This window comes from Rhodococcus sp. NPDC003348, assembly GCF_053589375.1.
In genome coordinates this window covers 1-17,476 of record NZ_JBSFRT010000019.1, presented here as the reverse complement: position 1 = coordinate 17,476, position 17,476 = coordinate 1, and the positions used below count along the sequence as shown (strand labels likewise).

The following is a 17,476-nucleotide window of genomic DNA, read 5'->3' as shown; positions in this document are numbered from 1 at the left end:
CAGTCGGTGGAGTTGAAGGCGACGGTGTCGCCGGCGCCGACGGGTGGCACGGTGCAGTTCAAGGACGGTGACACCAACATCGGTGCCCCCGTTGCGGTCGCGAGCGGCGTGGCGACGCTGTCGCACACGTTCGATGCGGCGGGTGCGAAGTCGATCACCGCGGTGTACTCGGGCGTTGCCGGGTTCCTGACGTCGACGTCGGCTGTGTCGCCGGTGACGGTGTCGGATCCTGCGCCGGCCGATGTCGCCACGACGGTCCTGGCCTCGGCGCCGGCGACCGCAAAGGTCGGTGCGGTCGTGGAACTCACGGCCACCGTGACCCCGTCGAACGCTCAGGGCACCGTGCAGTTCAAGGACGGTGACGTCAGCATCGGCGGCCCGGTGGCGGTCGCCGACGGAATCGCATCCCTCTCGCACGGATTCGACGCGGCCGGCTCGAAGTCGATCACCGCGGTGTTCGTTGGCGGGCCGGGCTTCCTGAACTCGACCTCGCAGCCGGCCACGGTGATTGTGTCCGATCCGCTGCCCACCGACGTTGCGACCACGACGACAATCGTGGTCCCGGCCACGGCGACTGTCGGCCAGACCGTCGTGCTCACAGCGACGGTCGCGCCCGCCACAGCCGGCGGCACGGTGCAGTTCATGGACGGTGACCGGGCGATCGGCCTGCCGGCCGCGATCGTCGACGGCAAGGCGACGCTGTCGTACTCCTTCCCCGCGGCGGGGACGAAGAACATCACGGCGGTGTACTCCGGCGGAACCGGGCACACCGCGTCGACCTCGGAGGCGGGCGTCGTGACGGTGTCTGCGGCTCCGGCCCAGGGCGGCGGCTCGCTCGAGAACATCTTCGGTTCCTGACGACAACGGCCCGCCCGGGTGACGGCACCCGGGCGGGCCGTTTCGTGATACCCCCAGAGTTCTTTCCCGTGAACCGGATTCGGTTCCTGCACAGTGGAGGATCGACCATGGCTCGTCCCAGTGCTCGTCGGTTGGTTGCGGCGATCGGTGCCGTTGCCCTCGCAACGTTGGGTGTCGGTGTGGTCGGCGCCGGAACTGCTTCGGCGGCTTCCACGTCGGCAACGAAGACCACCGACAACATCAAGGTGACCAAGAGCGTGACGCCGGGGACCGTCGGGCGCGGTGCGACGGTCACCTACAAGGCGGTGTTCGAGGTGACCAGCATCGTCGACCGGTACATCACGAAGATCACCGACGTGCACCCGGCCGGGTTCGAGTATGTGCCGGGCAGCGCGAAGGTCACCTCGGAGGAGCTGACGTCGGGGCCGTCGACGGAAACCCCGACGCCGTCGATCGACAATGCGAACAACCGGCTCACGGTCACCGGTAACTGGCTGACATCGGATCGCTGGCTCAGTGAGAACAAGGACGTCACGTTCGAGGTCACCTACAAGGTGCCCGACACCGCGGCACCCGGAACGTTCGACAGTGGATTGGCATTCGACGTCGCGACGTTCCAGTCGTCCCAGGTGTTCAACCCAATGGGAGTGAACGTCGAGGTGTCGGCGCCGACCACGACCACCACGACGACCGTCGCCGCGCCGGCGACCGCCCGCGTCGGCACGGCCGTGGACCTCGTGGCCACCGTCGAGCCCACCCCCGGCGGCGGCACGGTCCAGTTCAAGGACAACGGCGTCGCGATCGGCGCTCCGGTCACTCCGGTGAACGGCACCGCGACCCTGTCGCACACCTTCAACGCGAACGGGGCCCACGCCATCACGGCCGAGTTCACCGGGGCCGGGAACCACACGGCGTCGACGTCCGCGCCGAGCACCGTCAACGTCACCGCGCCGACCTCCACCGTCCTCAGCGCGGTCGCGGACGCGCAGGCCGGCGTCCCGGTCAACCTGGTGGCGGCCGTCACTCCGTCCCCGGCAGGTGGAACGGTGCAGTTCAAGGACAACGGCACCGTCATCGGCACGGTCGACGTCGCGGGCGGGACCGCGACGCTGACGCACACCTTCACTGCCAACGGTGCACACCCGATCACGGCGTCCTTCACCGGCACCGACACTCTCGAGCCGTCCAGTTCGGCGGTCGTGACCGTCACGGTCAGCGGTGCCGACAACGGGAATGGGAACGGCGACGGCGGCGACGGCGGGACCGGCTCGCTCGACACGGGTTCGCTCACCAGCATCTTTGCTTCCTGACCGATGTGCGCAGACATGAACGAAGGAAAACGCGTGTCCCATAACATGATTCGGCGTTCGATCGCGGCGATCGGCGCCGCGGCGGTGGTCGTGGTCGGACTCGGAGTCGGGGGCGGCACCGCCGCCGCCGCACCGACGTCGGCGACGAAGACCACCGACAACATCAGGGTCACCAAGAGCGTCACACCGGGGACCGTCGGGCGCGGCGCGACGGTCACCTACACGACCGTGTTCGAGGTGACCAGCATCGTCGACCGGTACATCAAGAAGATCACCGACGTGCACCCGGCCGGCTTCGAGTACGTGCCGGGCAGTGCGAAGGTGACGTCGTCGGAGCTGACCTCCGGTCCGAAGACGGACCTGCTGACCCCGACGCTGGACGCCGCGGCCAACCGGCTGACCGTCACCGGTGACTGGCTGACGTCGGACCGGCCGTTGAGCGAGAACAAGGACGTCACGTTCGAGGTCACCTACCGGGTTCCGGATACCGCGGCGCCCGGAACCTTCGACAGCGGGCTGGCGTTCGACGTCGCGACGTTCCAGTCCAGCCAGGTGTTCAACCCGATCGGGGTCAATGTCGAGGTGCCCGCACCCGACATCGCCACCACGACCGGGCTGACGGTTCCCGGTACCGCGACCGCGGGTGGCGCGGTCACGCTGTCCGCGACCGTGGCGCCCGCGCCGTCCGGTGGCACCGTGCAGTTCCGCGATGGCGGCACCCCGATCGGCGCGCCGGTCGCGGTCGCGTCGGGCGGGGCGACGCTCTCGCACACCTTCGACACCGCCGGTGCGCACGACATCACCGCGGTCTACTCGGGTGCCGGGCGGTACCAGGAGTCGACCTCGCCGGTGATGACCGTGCGGGTGGCGGGGGCCCCGACCGATGGAGGCGGGAGCCTCGACCTGTCGGGACTGCTGCCGTTCGGTTCTTAGCCCCGGAGTACCCGTGAGCAGCCCCCTGACCGGTTCCGGTCAGGGGGCTGCGCGGCGTTGTACGCCCCGATATTCCGGGCGTTGTACGCCCCGATGTTCCGGGTGTTGTACGCCCTGATGACGACTCGACGTTGTGCGGCATGATGGCAGGGTGCCCGCAGACCCGCTCCGCCTCGAGGTGATCGTCGGCAGCGTCCGTCAGGGCCGGTTCGGTCCCGTCGTCGCCGACTGGTTCGTTCGTCGTGCCCGACAGGATCCGGCATTCGACACCGCTGTCCTCGATCTCGCCGAGAACTCGTTGCCCCTCGATCACTCCGACACCGAGGAAGTGCGACGGTTCCGCCGCCGTGTCGACGCCGCGGACGCGTTCGTGATGGTCACACCGGAGTACAACCACGGGTACCCGGCCGCGCTGAAGAACGCCATCGACACCGCGAAGCAGGAATGGCGAGCCAAACCGGTCGGCTTCGTCTCGTACGGCGGGCTGTCCGGGGGACTGCGCGCGACCGAACAGCTGCGACAGGTGGTAGCGGAGGTCCACATGGTCTCGGTCCGCCAGACCGTCAGCTTTCATCAGGCCCGCAAGAGGTTCGACGCAGAGGGGGAGACCGCCGACGGCGCCGCGATCGACGGGTCCGCTCGACTGCTCGACCAACTCGCCTGGTGGGCGGACACGTTGCGCGTCGCCCGACGAGCGCGGCCGTATCCGGGCTGAGCTCTCAGCGCGCCGGCGCGGGTTCCGTCGCCGGTCGCCCCAGGAACGCCGTCTCCGCCGCGATCGTCACCAGCGTCAGGTCTCGACGGGTTCCATTCGCCCACAGGATGATCCGATTCCCGTGACCGCCGGGTTGGAGGATCGACACTGCCGCACCCTCTGTCGGGGTGAGCGACTCGTGGACCCGGATCGCGGTGACCGAACGCGGCAGCGGGACCGGGCCCACCCCGTCCAGCACCACCGCCGTGGCCTCCGGGGCGAGCGGTGCGGCCCCGTCGGTGAGGACCAGTCGTGCGGGGTCCGCGACGGCCGAGACGAACGGCCGCCAGAACTGCGGTCGGGTGGTGAGCACGGCCAGGCGCGCACCGGTCGCGACGGCGCGCAGCACGACCTGCTGGGCCAGGTACAGCTCCCCGACGACGTTCACGACATCGATGTCGGGGCCGACGACGCGCACCGCCACGCCCCGGCCCTCCGCGTCGGAGCCGATCAGCTGACCACAGCCTGCGACGGGCATCGTCAATGCGTCCAACCGGCCCGCGTCGGCCACCGCGAAGGAGGTCAGTGCATCCAGTGAGGCGGGGGCGCCCGGCAGATGCGACCGCAGCGCCTCGGCCTCGCGTCCGATCGTCGGCGTCAGGCCGGGCAGACGCAGCCGCTCGGGCAGTTCGGTCGTCGTCAGCCGGCACGACGCGGCAATCCGGACCTCGCTCGGCGACGGCCCGGGCCGCAATCGGACCGTGACGATCGTCGACAGCGACCGGGTGGCCCACACCGAGCACAGCAGCGCGGTGCCGAGCGCGCGCGGGTCGATCGAGTAGCCGGTGTTGTGCCCGTTCGGGACCGGAACGTGCGTCCACGCGGGGCGTCCCGGCTCGTCGTCCCCGGCGATCGCGGCGCGGACCGTCCGGATCTCCGACGCGGGCAGGATGCGGCTCCCGGAGCCCGCCGCCTGCAGTGCGCGGACGATCCGCTGCGCGGCGACCGCCACCACCCGCACGGCGCCGCCGCCGCCCCCGCCGCGACGCGCGACCGCCGCCACGTCGCCCGTCGCGTGGAACCGCGCCACCAGCCACACCGTCCGGTGCGCGGTCGCGGCCAGTGGGCCGACGAGTTCGTCGTAGACCGATGCCACCGTCGCCTCGGGGTCGGTGCGACGCCCGTGCGCGACGATGTCGATTCCGGCCAGTGAGATGTCATGCTGAACAAGGGATTCCGTGAGAGTCCGCAAAGGAAGGGGATGATCCTCGTCGACCCCGTCCCGGCCCAGTCGGGTCACCGATCCGGCAACCGGCTGCATTTCGATCACCGTGCACACCGTTCCCGCGGTCGCGCACACGCCGATCACGGTTCCGTCCGGGGCGATGAAGTCGGTGGTCTCCGTGGCGGTGACCCGCATGCGGGTCCGATAGCGGATCAGGGTGCGTGCCCAGTCGAGCAGGGTGCGTCGCTGCACCGGCAGCAGGCAGACTCCGGCCGCTGCGGCCGCGAGAAGCAGTGCCTGCCACCAGATCAGCCCGGCAACGGATCCGACGATGCCGGCGGCCAGCGCGACGACCTGCGCGGTCACCACGGTGACCACGGGCATCGGTGGCCGATACCGGCCACGCCCACGAATCACGATTTCCCCCTACCCCGTCCGGACGTCCCCCACGTCGCGGCTCACGCGGACTGTACTCTGTGCCCCCGTAGTGCGCGCCAAGTGGGGGAGGGAACATGGCAGCACAGCCGACGAGCCGTTGGCAGGTCAGCGGATATCGCTTCCTGGTACGGCGGATGGAACACGCGCTGGTGCGGCGGGACGTACGGATGCTGCACGATCCGATGCGCAGTCAGTCGCGGGCACTGGCGGCCGGTGCCCTGCTCGCGGTGATCGGCGTGGCGGGATGTGCCGCGCTGGCACTGATCCGACCGCAGGACAAGATCGGGGACGCCCGGATCGTCGTCGGAAAGGACTCCGGGGCGATGTTCGTGGTTCTCGAGGACACGCTGCATCCGGTCCTGAATCTCGCGTCGGCGCGGCTGATCGTCGGCGGCGCCGACACCCCGGTGGTCGTGCAGGAAACAGAGTTGGGTTCGCTGCCCCGCGGGCCGCTGCTCGGCATTCCCGGTGCGCCGTCGGCGTTGCCGAGCGACGATCCGGGTGCCTGGACGGTGTGCGATTCGATCGCCCCCGGCGGCGCAAAAGCGGTGAGCACCGCCGTCATCGTCGGTGGCCCCGATCTCCCGGACGGCGTCCGCGACCTCTCGTCAGACGAGGCGTTGCTGGTTCAGGGTACGGACGGGACCTATCTCGTGCACGACGGCACACGCAGTCGCGTCGACCTCGGCGACCACGCGGTCTCGCTGGCGTTCGACCTCGACGGAGTGGTGCCGCGGCCGGTCAGCGCGGGGCTGCTCGGCGCGATTCCCGAGGCCCCCGCGCTGACCCCGCCGGTCATCCGCGACGCCGGAGCGCAGCCGTCGTATTCGTTCCAGGGCAAGCCGATCGGCTCCGTCGTCCAGGTTCAGGACGCCCAGGAGACCCGGTACTACGCGGTCCTCGCCGACGGGCTGCAGCGGATCGGCCGGGCCACGGCGGACCTGATCCGCTATGCCGACTCACAGGGCGCGGCCGGGATGGACATCGTCACTCCCGACGCGGTGACCGGACCGCCACAGTCCACCACCCTCGCCGTCGAGACCTTCCCGGACACGCCGCCCCGCATCGTCGACGATCGTCGTGATCCGGTGGGCTGCCTGTCCTGGCGGCCGGTCTCCGGTGACGGTGGCGTGCGCGCGACCGTCGCCGTGGTCGCGGGCAACCGGTTGCCGCTACCGGCGGACGCGCGGCCGGTGACCCTCGCGCAGAGCGACGGCACCGGGGACAATGCCGACGCGTTCTTCGTGCGTCCCGGGGTCGGAGCGCTGGTCCACTCGACGGGCATCACGCCCGCCAGTGGGCGGCAGGGCGCGCTGTTCTTCGTCGCCGACACCGGTGTCCGCTACGGCGTCGAGAATCGCGACACCGCAACGCTCTTGGGGTTCGGTGAGGCCACCGCACCCGCCCCCTGGCCGATCCTCGGCCTGCTCGCGCCGGGACCCGAACTGGGTCGTGAGGCGGCGTTCCTGGCCCACGACGGGGTCGCCCCGGACGATCACCCCGCGGACGTGTCGCCTCGGTGAAGCCGGCGCCGTAGGGGGAACGAGGCGAGCACGCCGAGCCCCAGCAGGGTCGCGACGATGCCGGAGCCGACCAGGGCGACGGTGCGCGGGCGGGTGTCCGGTGGCAATTCCGGCGCGGGGATGGCGATCGCGGTCGACTGCGGTGACGTCACCGCCTCGACCAGCGGTGTGGTCACCGCGGCCAGCGGGTCGATCACCCCGTGTCCGACGTACGGATCCCAGCCCGCCCCCGGAGCATGCGCTGTCCGCTCTATCCGGGCAATCACCTGTGGCGCAGTGAGTTCCGGGTGCCGGGCCCGTACCAGCGCCGCCGTGCCCGCGACGTACGGGGCCGCGAAGCTGGTGCCTTCGACAGGCCCGCCGTTCGTTGAGGCGGTGAGTCCGTCGTCCAGCGGGCGCCGGGGATCCAGAGACGTGATCGCGGTGCCCGGCGCCGCGACGTCGACCCACGGCCCCGGCAGGGTGAACGGGGACGGTGAACCGTCGCCGTTCACCGATCCGACCGCGAGCACTTGCTCGTCGTACCAGGCCGGGGTGGCAACCGTGGTGACGTCCTCCCACGGGTCTGCGTGCGGCCGGGCGGGATCGGGCGAGGGATTCGACTGCGGGCAGGCGTCGAGGTTGCCTGCGGCCGCGACGATCACCGCGTCGCGCACACGGGCCGCGTAGTCGATGGCGGCCCCGAGGGCGCGATGGTCCCCGGCGCCCGGCGGCACACATGCCACCTCCGAGATGTTGATGACCGTCGCGTTCATGTCCGCCGCGCGCCGGATGGCGGACGCCAGGGTGGTCAGGTTGCCGACACCGCGGGCGTTCCGGCCGTCGGTGTCGGGGTCGGCCCCGACCCGCCGGTAGATGTTGCTGGACTGTCGGATGGTCAGGATCCGGGCGTCCGGTGCAACCCCGGCGAAGCCGGTTGCGTCCGAACGGGTCGCGGCGATGAGACCGGCGACGAGTGTGCCATGGGCATCGCAGTCGGCGGTGCCGTCACCGGTGGACACGAAGTCGCCGCCCGGAACCAGCCCGGGGAGGCGGGGATGATGCTCTACGCCGGTGTCGATCACCGCGACGAGTTGACCGCGACCGGTGGTCAGCGGCCACACGGAGTCCAGGTCCAGCGACTGCTGCGGCGCGGGTACCTCGGCCGGGTTCGCCGCCGCGGATGTCTGGGCACACGGATCGCGCAGTTCGGACTGCACCGGTGGCAGATTCCCGGGCGGCAGGCTGCCGGGGTCGATGGTCGGGGGCGCGACCGCCGCAGCGGTTCCGGACATCACTGCCGGGACGACCGCCGCCGCGGCGAGCGCCCCGACGGCTTGCCGCCACCGCATCAGAGCCCGCGCATCGCGGCGAAGAGACCGCCGACCCAGCAGGCCAGCGGGAGCACCATGGCGATCGCGGCGTAGTCGACCAGTTCGACGGCACGACGCTGCACCGGGGAGAACTCGTGATTCGGGGCCACGACGCCGAGCGTGAGGGCAAGACCCACGCCGAGGGTCGCGATCACGAACAGGATCGGTGCCAGTCCCGGTTCGGTGATCGCCGCCCCGGTGAGCAACAGGAGCAGGATGGCGGTGCCGGACCCGATCAGCGTCCCGGCCTGCGCGATGCTGGCGTACGTGCGGCCCCGGAGCATCAGCACCACGGCCGCAACGACGGCCAGCAGCATTCCCGGCCAGTCGATTCCGTCCGTCCCGAAGGCACCGGCGGCGATCAGGGAGCCCACGGCGGCCACCACGCTCGCCGCGCCGACCAACCCGGTGAGGAGGTGGCGGGCCCGGCCCGCTCTCGCGTCGAGGCCGACAAACGACGGCAGTGGTCCGTCCGCGGACTCCTCCGCGTCGAGCGGCGAACCGGGGGACGGCACAGGTGGCAGCGGCAGCCGAGCGAGCAGCATCGCCACCCGGGGTGCGACGGCCAGCAGGACCAGGGCGCATGCGGTGACCGCGGCGCCGATCGCCGCTCCCGGCAGGTCGGTCGCAGCAGCCACCCCGGCGGCACCGGCGGCTGCGGTGGCCGCGGCGGCCGCCGCGACCGCGAGACCGATGCCGACTCCGCTGACCCGCGCGGCGAGGACGGCGAACCCGCCGCCGGTGACCGCGCCGAGGAGCAGGCTCGCGGCCCCGAGGTCGCCGGGCACCACAAGTGCGCCGGCGGCGAACGCCGGCGCCAGCGCGGCGCCCCACAACGTCACCCCGGACCGCTCGTCGCCGTAGACACGGGCGACGACGGCACCGGCCGCGACCAACAGCACCGCGACGGTCAGCGCCGCGATCATGCCCACCAGTCCGCCGTCGTGCGCGCGAGCGACCAGCAGCGCGAGCGAGCCGATCGCCGTCAGCGCGACGGCCGCCACCGAGCCGGTGAGCCGGGCGGACCCGGGCGTCCACCGACGGAAGGTGTCCACCTCGATCGCGGCCACGTTGTGCATCAGGTCGTCGAACAGTGGTGCCGGGGCCGGCCGGTCGGCGGCCTGCAGCAGGAGCAGGTCCCCGTCCCGCACACCGTGGTCGAGGAGTGTCGCGGTCGGGTCCATCGGAGCCTGGCCCAGCCTGCCGAGCGTCCACTCCGTCGCCCCGGTCGAGTGGTCGAGAGAAGGTGTTGTGTCGCTGTGTATCTCGATCATCGAGACGATCTCCGGGATCAGCAGGGCGAGGGGCGCGCCAGCAGGCAGCGCGAGGTCCACCTGGGTGTGGTCGGTCAGGATCGTCAGCCTGCACAGATCCGTGCGGGCACCCACAGTCACACCGTTCGTCACGACAGCCCCCCTCGAGCGCGGGTCCCCACCCGCGCCTTCCACTACGAAACTGCGGGCACTTTACGGCAATCGGCGGTGGCGGTGGGGTTCCGGGGGTCGCGGGTGGAGCCCGGTGTGGTCGCGGGCGGAGCCCGGTGTGCGCTACTGTCCAACGCTCGAGACGACGACCCGGGGGAGGGTCGCCTCGTCCGCCGACCGCGTCGGCGCCGGTTCGACCGACACCAGGGGGGTGATCGCGCATGGCCACCGTGCGTTTCGTGCGCAAGGCACGCAGTGAGGTGCCACGCACCCCTGGCGGCGAGGTGAGCCTGCAGCCGCCCCCGGAGATCCCGAAGATCGTGCCCGGGAACCTGCTGACCAAGATGCTGCCGGTGGTGATGGTCGTCGCGATGGTCGGCATGGTCGCGCTGATGTTCACCACGGGGATGGCCGCGAACCCGATGACGCTGCTGTTCCCCGTGATGATGGTGGTCTCGATGCTCGGCATGCTCGCCGGGGGACGAGGCAGCGGGGCCCGGGCCGCGGAGGCCAACGAGGATCGCAAGGACTACCTGCGCTACCTCGATCAGCTGCGCCGCGACGTCTACGACACCGTCGAGCGGCAACGGACGGCACTGGAGTGGAGCCACCCCGACCCCGCACACCTGTGGACGCTCGCCGGGTCGACCCGGATGTGGGAGCGCCGCCTCACCGACCCCGATCACTGCCACGTTCGGGTCGGCCGCGGCAGTCAGCGCCTCGCGACCCGACTGATCGCGCCCGAAACCGGGCCCGTGGAGGACCTCGAACCGGTCGCCGCCGTGTCGTTGCGCCGCTTCGTCCGCACCCACTCCGTAGTGCCGGAGCTGCCGACCGCGGTGGCGTTGCGTGGGTTCGCGGCGATCGGGTTCGAGGGCGACCGCGCGGCGTCACGTTCGCTGGTCCGGTCGATGCTGGTGCAGCTGTGCACCTTCCACAGCCCCGACCAACTGCACGTCGTCGTGGTGTGCGGGCCCGACACCGCCGGTGAGTGGGAGTGGGTGAAGTGGCTCCCGCACGCGCAGCACCCGGACCGCCACGACGGCGCCGGGAGCGGGCGAATGGTGTACGGCTCGCTGGCCGAACTCGAGGACACCCTCGGCCCCACGCTGGCGATGCGGGCGAGGTTCTCCCGGACCGCGCCGGCCACCGCAGGCGTCCCGCAGGTGGTGGTCGTCCTCGACGGCGGCATCACCTCGGCGGTCGGGGTGCTCGACGAAGGGCTCGACTCGGTGACGGTTCTCGACCTGGGCGGCTGTCGGCCGACGCTGTCGGCGACGCGCGGTATCCAGCTGGTGCTCACCGGTGGATCGCTTGGCGCCCGGAGCGGTTCGGGCATCGAGACCTTCGCTGTCGCCGACGGGTTGAGCGTGCACCAGGCACAGACCGCGGCCCGCCGCCTCGCGCCGTTCCGTGTCGCCGTGGCCGCCACCGCCGACGAGGGGGAGGGTGACGGCGCGGCCGCGGACTGGCAGCAGCTGCTCGGACTGCCCGACGTCGCCACGCTCGACCCGGCACGGACCTGGGCGCCGCGTAGCCCACGGGACCGTCTGCGGATTCCGATCGGGGTCGCGCTCGACGGCAGCCCCGTCGAGATCGACCTCAAGGAGGCCGCCGAGAACGGAATGGGCCCGCACGGGTTGTGCATCGGGGCAACGGGTTCCGGAAAGTCCGAGTTTCTCCGCACGCTGGTCCTCGGACTGGTGGCCACCCACTCTCCCGACGCGCTCAACCTGGTCCTCGTCGACTTCAAGGGCGGTGCGACCTTCCTCGGGCTCGATGACGTGCCGCACGTCGCCGCGGTGATCACCAACCTCGCCGACGAACTCGCGATGGTGGACCGGATGCGCGACGCACTGGCCGGGGAGATGAACCGCAGGCAGGAACTGCTTCGGTCCGCGGGCAACTTCGCGAACGTCACCGACTACGAGCGGGCCAGATCGTCCGGCGCCGACCTCGCGCCGTTGCCCGCGCTGTTCATCGTTGTCGACGAGTTCTCCGAACTGCTCAGCCAGCAACCGGAGTTCGCGGACCTGTTCGTGGCGATCGGGCGCCTCGGCCGGTCGCTGCACATCCACCTGCTGCTCGCCAGTCAGCGACTCGACGAGGGCAGGCTGCGTGGCCTCGACAGCCACCTCTCGTACCGGATCGGCCTGAAGACCTTCTCCGCGAACGAGTCCCGAACCGTTCTCGGCGTCCCCGATGCGTATCACCTGCCGGCCACGCCGGGCGCCGGCTACCTCAAGTGCGACTCCGCCGAGGTCGTCCGGTTCGCCTCCGCCTACGTGTCCGGACCGTACCGCAGGCGGACGACGCCAGGCGGGTCCGCGGGATCCGGTGCGGCCGTGGACCTGCGGCCGCGTCCCTTCACCGCCGCCGCGGTGAGCGTGCTCGAGCCGATTGCCCCGATCACGGTGGTGGCCGAAGCGGAGTCCGATGTCGAGGACAGTGGCCGCACCGTCCTCGGCGTCGTCGTCGACAGGGTCCGCGGTCACGGGAACGCGGCTCACGAGGTGTGGCTGCCTCCGCTCGACGCGCCGCCCACCCTCGATCGGCTGGTTCCGGCGCCGACCGCTACCGACGCGGTGGCGGTCACGCTTCGGGCTCCGGTCGGCATCGTGGACCGCCCGTTCGACCAGCGACGCGACCAGCTGGTCGTCGACCTGTCCGGCTCCCGCGGCAACGTGGCGGTGGTCGGCGGTCCGCAGTCGGGCAAGTCGACGGCGTTGCGCACCCTGATCCTGGCGATGGCGATGACCCACACCGCGCGGCAGGTCCAGTTCTACTGCCTGGATTTCGGCGGTGGCACCCTGTCGGGGCTGGCGTCCCTGCCGCACGTGGGATCGGTCGCGAACCGACTCGATGTCGACCGGGTCCGACGGACCGTGGCCGAGATGACGACACTGGTGCGCGAGCGGGAGCGGCGCTTTCGCGAGTTGGGGATCGACTCGATGGCGGAGTTCCGGCGACTGCGCGCCGCCGGTGGCTCCGCTGCGGCCGGGCTCGACGGGGATCCGTTCGGCGACGTCTTCATGGTCGTCGACGGCTGGCCGGGGGTGCGTCAGGACTTCGAACCGCTGGAGGCCCAGATCGGGGCGCTCGCGGGGCAGGGGCTGTCGTTCGGTGTGCACGTCGTGGTCACCGCGTCCCGTTGGGCGGAGATCCGCCCCGCGCTCAAGGACCAGTTGGGCACCCGGATCGAACTCCGTCTCGGTGATCCGTCCGACTCCGATGTCGGCCGGGCCAAGGCATCCCGGGTACCCGAGGGGCGGCCGGGACGAGGAATGACGGCGGATGGACTGCACCTGCTGACGGCGCTGCCCCGGATCGACGGGCGCGCCGACAGTGCCGACCTGACCGCGGGGGTGGCCGACGCCGTCGCGAGGATCGGGGCAGGGACGACGGGGCGGGCGGTGCCGGTGCGGATGCTGCCCGACCGCTGCTCGCGCGCCGATGTCGTCGCGCGGATCGGTGACTGGCCGCCGGCGGACGGCGTTCCGTGCCTGCGTGTTCCGATCGGCATCGACGAGGCCGAGTTGGCGCCCGTCCATGTCGACTTCTCCGAACACCAGCACCTGCTGGCATTCGCCGACGGCGGGGCGGGCAAGACCACGCTGCTGCGCGGAATCTGTGCCGGGCTGATCGAGTCGAACACCCCGCAGCAGGCCAAGCTGATCCTCGCCGACTACCGGCGCACCATGCTGGGCGCGGTGGAGGGCGATCACCTCGCCGGCTACGCGGCCAACGGTCCGACGCTGACGACGATGATGGGCGAACTCGCGGGGGTACTCGAAGGCCGGATGGCGGGTTCCGACCTGACCCCGCAGCAGATCCGGGACCGCTCGTGGTGGAGCGGACCGGAGATCTACGTCATCGTCGACGACTACGACCTGGTCGCCACCTCCAGCGGCAACCCGCTGTTGCCGCTGCTCGACTACCTCCCGCACGGCAAGGACGTCGGCCTGCACCTGATCGTGGCCCGCCGGTCGGGCGGTGCCGGCCGCGCTCTCTACGAACCGATCATCGCGCGCCTGCGCGACCTCGTTCCGACCGGACTGGTGATGAGCGGCAGCCGGGACGAGGGCAACCTCATCGGCACCGCCCGCCCCACCGAGATGCCGCCCGGCCGGGCCACACTGGTGACCCGGTCCGGAATGTCATCCATTCAGGTCGCCTGGCTGCCGCCGCTGTGACGGCGAGGCAGGGCGCGCAGCGTGGGCCGACGGCCGTGCACCTGACCGAGACGAGGGTGTGGGCTCGCCACGAGGACCGGACCGTCGAGCGCCCGGCGGGGGTCATGATCGACGCCGCGGGGCTCGTGGTCGGTGTCGAGCGGGCCACGGCCGTCGGTGACGACGTGTTCGAACCGGCGCCGATCCGGTACATCGACGACGAGGTGCTGTTGCTCGGAACGACCACGGTGCCCGTCCACGAGGTGCTCGCCGCGTTGTTGGCTCACGTCGCCGCCGCGGTCGGTGCCTCCACCCCGGTGGACGTGCTCGTGCTGACCTGCCCGACGGGCTGGGGAACGCATAGGCGCCGCGCGCTGAGCGCGGCCGGTCGTGCTGTGGCCCGCGAGGTACGGGTGATCGCTGCCGCCGATGCCGTCAACCGCGTCCTCGAGGACGAGGGGATCGTGATCGAGGTCGGAATGCTGTCGTCCGCGGCGTCGTCCACGGAGGACGACGACCGGGTTTCGGTCGACACGGTCGGGTCCATGGATCTGTCCGAACGCCTCGACGCCGCAGCGGAACTCGTGTCGGAGGTACACGCATGGCAGCCCGAGGCCCCGGCACGGGTGGCGATCACGGGCGAACTCTCGGCGTCCCGGGCGGCGACACTGGCCGCAGAGGTGAGCCGGGCGTGGGGCGCGCTGCCTCGAGTTCGTGAGGTCCGCGGCGCTGCCGTCGTCGACGGTGCGTATTCGTGGGCGCTGGATCTGCTCGGTCACCGCGCCGCGGACCCGGAACCCGTGCCTCGTTCCCGGAGTCGACTCCCGCGCGCCGTCGTGGCCGGGGCGTTGCTCGCCGCGATCGCCGCTGCTGCGGTGGCCTGGAACCTCGGCAGGTCTTACCCCGAGGGAACGGCCGCAGTGGCACCCGCGGTGGAGGTGCGGGCGGCGTCGGGGCGGGCCGAGATCACGGTGCCCGCCGGTTGGGTCGAGCGTGCACCGGCGAGCCGCCCGGACCGGGTCGAACTGGTCCGCGTCGACGGTCGCCCGGCCCGGATCCTGTTGGTGCACAAGGAACTCAATCCGGGTGCCGATCTGGACGCGGTGGCAGGCACCCTCGCCGCCCGCATCGCCGAGCGTGCCGACACCTTCGGCTCGCTGGAACGGGTCGACGTCGGGTCCCGGCCTGCGCTGTCCTACCGGGAGTTCCCGGATCCGGATTCCCAGGTGCGGTGGCAGGTGTTCGTCACCGACGGACTTCAGGTGAGTCTCGGCTGCCAGGCGCCGCGCGACCGCCTGCCGGACCTGGAACCGCAGTGCGACGACATTGCCCGCTCGGTCACGGTCGCGCCGCGCTGACCCGGATCGGCAGGCGCCGCCGAAATTGATCCCGACCGGACGGAACCGAACCGCGCGGTCGGTGCGTCCAATTGGGTGTAGACGCGCTTCCGGCATCGGCCCGACCGGGCTGAACCCCCGGACGCGACAGAAATCAGGAGGGGTGCATGAGCGGTCAGATGAGGACGACCACCGAAACCATGGAGGCCGCGGCGCGGCACGTGGGTGACGTCAACGGCGACATTCAGGGGCTGCTGTCCTCGCTGCAGGGCCGGCTCACTGCCGTCAACGGCGTGTGGGAGGGATCGGCGAAACTGGCCTTCGACAACCTGATGGTGCGCTGGGACGACAGCGCCAAGCGCCTCAACGAGTCGCTGCTGGCGATCAGCGAGAACATCCGCGCCAACGGTGTTGCCTTCGCGGCCGCCCAGGACGATCACGTCAGCGCAATCGGCAATGCCGGCGGCAGCCTCAATCTCTGACCTGCCGGACAGGTTCGAACGACTCGACCAGGGGGACAACATGAGTGGAACCATGCGTTACGACTTCGCCGCCATCGACGGCGCCCGCGCCGACATCGCGGCCAGCAGTGCCGGCATCAACGGCAAGCTCGCGGACCTCAAGAGCTACCTCGCACCGCTCGTCGCGGAGTGGGAGGGTTCCGCCGCCGAGGCATACCAGGCGCAGCAGGCCAAGTGGGATTCCGCGGCCAACGACCTGAACCAGGTGCTCGAGGCGATCGGCCGTGCGGTCGGCGCCGGCAATGACGACATGAACGCGACCAACAACCGCGCGGCGGCCAGCTGGTCCTGACCCGCACGCGTTCATGGACGAGGACGTCCCCGGTGGAGGAGAGCCACCGGGGACGTCTTCGTGCGTATCGGATGTGCGTCGGGATCGTGTGTGTCAGGGGCGGAACACCAGCAGCGGGACGTGCAGTTCCGCCGAGGTGAGTGAGCCGTGATGGCCGACCAGGATCGACTGCAGTGGTTCGGCGCCGCGGCGGATCAGGGCGCCGTCGCGGGTCGCGACCGCGATCACGTCGCCGATCCGCTGGGCGGCTGCCGGGCTGATCGTCGGGCCGAACCAGCCCCGCGCGATCACGTCGGAGCGGGAGTACACCGCGAACCCGTCGTCGAGACGGTCACGCCACCGGTCGAGCACCGCGTCGGCCTGGCCCGGTTCGGTGTAGACGTGCCGGGCCCGGGGTTCGCCGCCGATCTGGCGCACACCTTCCTTGAGGGTGCTGTCCTGATCGATGTCGATGGGGGAGCGAACCTGCACCATGCCGTGGTCGGCGGTGACGATGAGCGCGCCGTCCGCGGGGAGCCGCGCCGCGATCTGCCGGGCGAGGAGATCGACCTGCTCGAGTTCGAGGGCCCACGCAGTCGACTCCGGCCCGCGGGCGTGCCCGGTCAGGTCGAGTTCGCCGTGGTAGGCGTACACCAGGGAACGCTGACCGTCGCGCATCGAGGCGACCGCGGCATCGGCCAGATCCCCCATGGAGAAGCTGGGACGGAACTCGCCGCCACGCAGCGCCGCGCGGGTCAGGCCGGAGCCGCCCTGGTAGGCGGGTGCGACGCGGGAGACCGCGATGCCGTGCGCCGCGGCCCGTTCGAACGCGGTTGGGTTCGGCTGGAACTCCTCGGGCACGAGCTCCCGCAGCAGGTCCACCTTCGGGCCCTCCCCATGTAGGCGCCACTTGAGCGGATTCATCAGTCGGTCCTCACCGGGCACCGAGATCAGGTAGCCGACGACACCGTGCTCTCCGGACGGCCGTCCGGTGCCGAGCGAGGCGAGGCTCGCCGCAGTGGTGGTCGGAAAGCCCGCCGTCAGCACCGGTGCCGGACCGGCCGAGCTCAGGAACGGTGCCTCCTTCGGGTGCGCGGCGAGCAACTCCGCACCCAAACCGTCGACCAAGAGGATGCACACGCGGTTGACACCGGTGAGGTCGATACCGATGCGATTCGTCTCGCCGGGCACACCGAGGTGCGCGAGGACCGAGGGCACGAGATCGGACAGCGATTCCCGCCCGTACTGCGGAGCAAGCAACATGTGCTCAGGCTAGTGCCGGCTCTGCATGCCGCATACGAGCAGAACGTCGCGAGTTCACGCCTGTGACCAGGCGATTTGCGGGAGCGCGGTCGATCACGTAACTTTTGTCGAGTCAGAGCGACACGGACACCGACTCCGCCCCCCGGGTGAGAGCA

General features: G+C 71.1%; 13 protein-coding genes. 9 read left to right on the top strand and 4 right to left on the bottom strand.

The features are described from left to right. From ACWDU4_RS14360 to ACWDU4_RS14345, 4 genes are all read left to right on the top strand, one after another. Nucleotides 1-858, top strand: an 858-nt coding sequence (locus tag ACWDU4_RS14360) for an Ig-like domain-containing protein (protein ID WP_450114583.1), incomplete at its 5' end; no start/stop codon positions are given. Between the two features lie 107 nt (nucleotides 859-965). Further along, entirely contained in the window at nucleotides 966-2,168 is a 1,203-nt protein-coding gene (locus ACWDU4_RS14355; RefSeq protein WP_450114582.1) for an Ig-like domain-containing protein, read from the top strand. Nucleotides 2,169-2,201: 33 nt separating this feature from the next. Continuing rightward, nucleotides 2,202-3,101: an Ig-like domain-containing protein gene (locus tag ACWDU4_RS14350; RefSeq protein WP_450114581.1), complete on the top strand. Its 900-nt coding sequence runs from the start codon at nucleotides 2,202-2,204 to the stop codon at nucleotides 3,099-3,101. Between the two features lie 151 nt (nucleotides 3,102-3,252). Continuing rightward, a complete protein-coding gene (locus ACWDU4_RS14345; protein ID WP_450114580.1) occupies nucleotides 3,253-3,816 on the top strand; it encodes an NADPH-dependent FMN reductase in 564 nt (187 codons plus the stop codon). A gap of 4 nt (nucleotides 3,817-3,820) precedes the next feature. Here the strand turns inward: ACWDU4_RS14345 and eccE are convergent, their stop codons facing one another. Next, the gene (eccE, locus tag ACWDU4_RS14340) at nucleotides 3,821-5,404 is read right to left on the bottom strand and encodes a type VII secretion protein EccE (protein ID WP_450114579.1); all 1,584 of its coding nucleotides are present in this window, start codon (nucleotides 5,402-5,404) and stop codon (nucleotides 3,821-3,823) included. A gap of 128 nt (nucleotides 5,405-5,532) precedes the next feature. On the opposite strand from eccE, the gene eccB reads away from it, so the two are divergent. Further along, nucleotides 5,533-6,981, top strand: a complete 1,449-nt coding sequence (eccB, locus tag ACWDU4_RS14335; RefSeq protein ID WP_450114578.1) for a type VII secretion protein EccB — start codon at nucleotides 5,533-5,535, stop codon at nucleotides 6,979-6,981. Here the strand turns inward: eccB and mycP are convergent. Continuing rightward, nucleotides 6,954-8,312 carry a type VII secretion-associated serine protease mycosin gene (gene mycP / locus ACWDU4_RS14330; protein WP_450114577.1) on the bottom strand — a complete coding sequence of 453 codons (1,359 nt, stop codon included), beginning with the start codon at nucleotides 8,310-8,312 and terminating at the stop codon, nucleotides 6,954-6,956. The two genes, eccB and mycP, sit on opposite strands and share 28 nt — an antisense overlap. Next, nucleotides 8,312-9,721, bottom strand: a complete 1,410-nt coding sequence (gene eccD, locus ACWDU4_RS14325) for a type VII secretion integral membrane protein EccD (RefSeq protein ID WP_450114576.1) — start codon at nucleotides 9,719-9,721, stop codon at nucleotides 8,312-8,314. Before eccD ends, mycP begins: the two co-directional genes overlap by 1 nt. Before the next feature lie 257 nt (nucleotides 9,722-9,978). Between eccD and eccCa the strand changes: the two genes are divergently transcribed. The 4 genes from eccCa to ACWDU4_RS14305 all read left to right on the top strand — a co-directional run bounded on the left by eccCa (nucleotide 9,979) and on the right by ACWDU4_RS14305 (nucleotide 16,079). Then, the gene (eccCa, locus tag ACWDU4_RS14320) at nucleotides 9,979-13,950 is read left to right on the top strand and encodes a type VII secretion protein EccCa (protein ID WP_450114575.1); all 3,972 of its coding nucleotides are present in this window, start codon (nucleotides 9,979-9,981) and stop codon (nucleotides 13,948-13,950) included. Next, nucleotides 13,947-15,287 (top strand): type VII secretion-associated protein, encoded by a 1,341-nt coding sequence (locus ACWDU4_RS14315; RefSeq protein ID WP_450114574.1) that lies wholly within the window; start codon nucleotides 13,947-13,949, stop codon nucleotides 15,285-15,287. Before eccCa ends, ACWDU4_RS14315 begins: the two co-directional genes overlap by 4 nt. A gap of 146 nt (nucleotides 15,288-15,433) precedes the next feature. Then, on the top strand, nucleotides 15,434-15,748 hold the full coding sequence (locus tag ACWDU4_RS14310) for a WXG100 family type VII secretion target (RefSeq protein WP_450114573.1): 315 nt from the start codon (nucleotides 15,434-15,436) through the stop codon (nucleotides 15,746-15,748). A gap of 40 nt (nucleotides 15,749-15,788) precedes the next feature. Then, nucleotides 15,789-16,079, top strand: a complete 291-nt coding sequence (locus ACWDU4_RS14305; RefSeq protein ID WP_450114572.1) for a WXG100 family type VII secretion target — start codon at nucleotides 15,789-15,791, stop codon at nucleotides 16,077-16,079. Between the two features lie 93 nt (nucleotides 16,080-16,172). On the opposite strand, the gene ACWDU4_RS14300 is transcribed toward ACWDU4_RS14305, so the two are convergent. Next, entirely contained in the window at nucleotides 16,173-17,321 is a 1,149-nt protein-coding gene (locus ACWDU4_RS14300) for an alkaline phosphatase family protein (RefSeq protein WP_450114571.1), read from the bottom strand. Between the last annotated feature and the right edge of the window lie 155 nt (nucleotides 17,322-17,476).

What these genes read in the sequence shown, in the direction of transcription:
- ACWDU4_RS14300 (WP_450114571.1), bottom strand. Translation starts at nt 17,321, where the DNA reads ATGTTGCTTGCTCCGCAGTACGGGCGGGAATCGCTGTCCGATCTCGTG.
- eccB (WP_450114578.1), top strand. Translation starts at nt 5,533, where the DNA reads ATGGCAGCACAGCCGACGAGCCGTTGGCAGGTCAGCGGATATCGCTTC.
- ACWDU4_RS14305 (WP_450114572.1), top strand. Translation starts at nt 15,789, where the DNA reads ATGAGTGGAACCATGCGTTACGACTTCGCCGCCATCGACGGCGCCCGC.
- eccE (WP_450114579.1), bottom strand. Translation starts at nt 5,404, where the DNA reads ATGCCCGTGGTCACCGTGGTGACCGCGCAGGTCGTCGCGCTGGCCGCC.
- ACWDU4_RS14355 (WP_450114582.1), top strand. Translation starts at nt 966, where the DNA reads ATGGCTCGTCCCAGTGCTCGTCGGTTGGTTGCGGCGATCGGTGCCGTT.
- mycP (WP_450114577.1), bottom strand. Translation starts at nt 8,312, where the DNA reads ATGCGGTGGCGGCAAGCCGTCGGGGCGCTCGCCGCGGCGGCGGTCGTC.
- ACWDU4_RS14310 (WP_450114573.1), top strand. Translation starts at nt 15,434, where the DNA reads ATGAGCGGTCAGATGAGGACGACCACCGAAACCATGGAGGCCGCGGCG.
- eccCa (WP_450114575.1), top strand. Translation starts at nt 9,979, where the DNA reads ATGGCCACCGTGCGTTTCGTGCGCAAGGCACGCAGTGAGGTGCCACGC.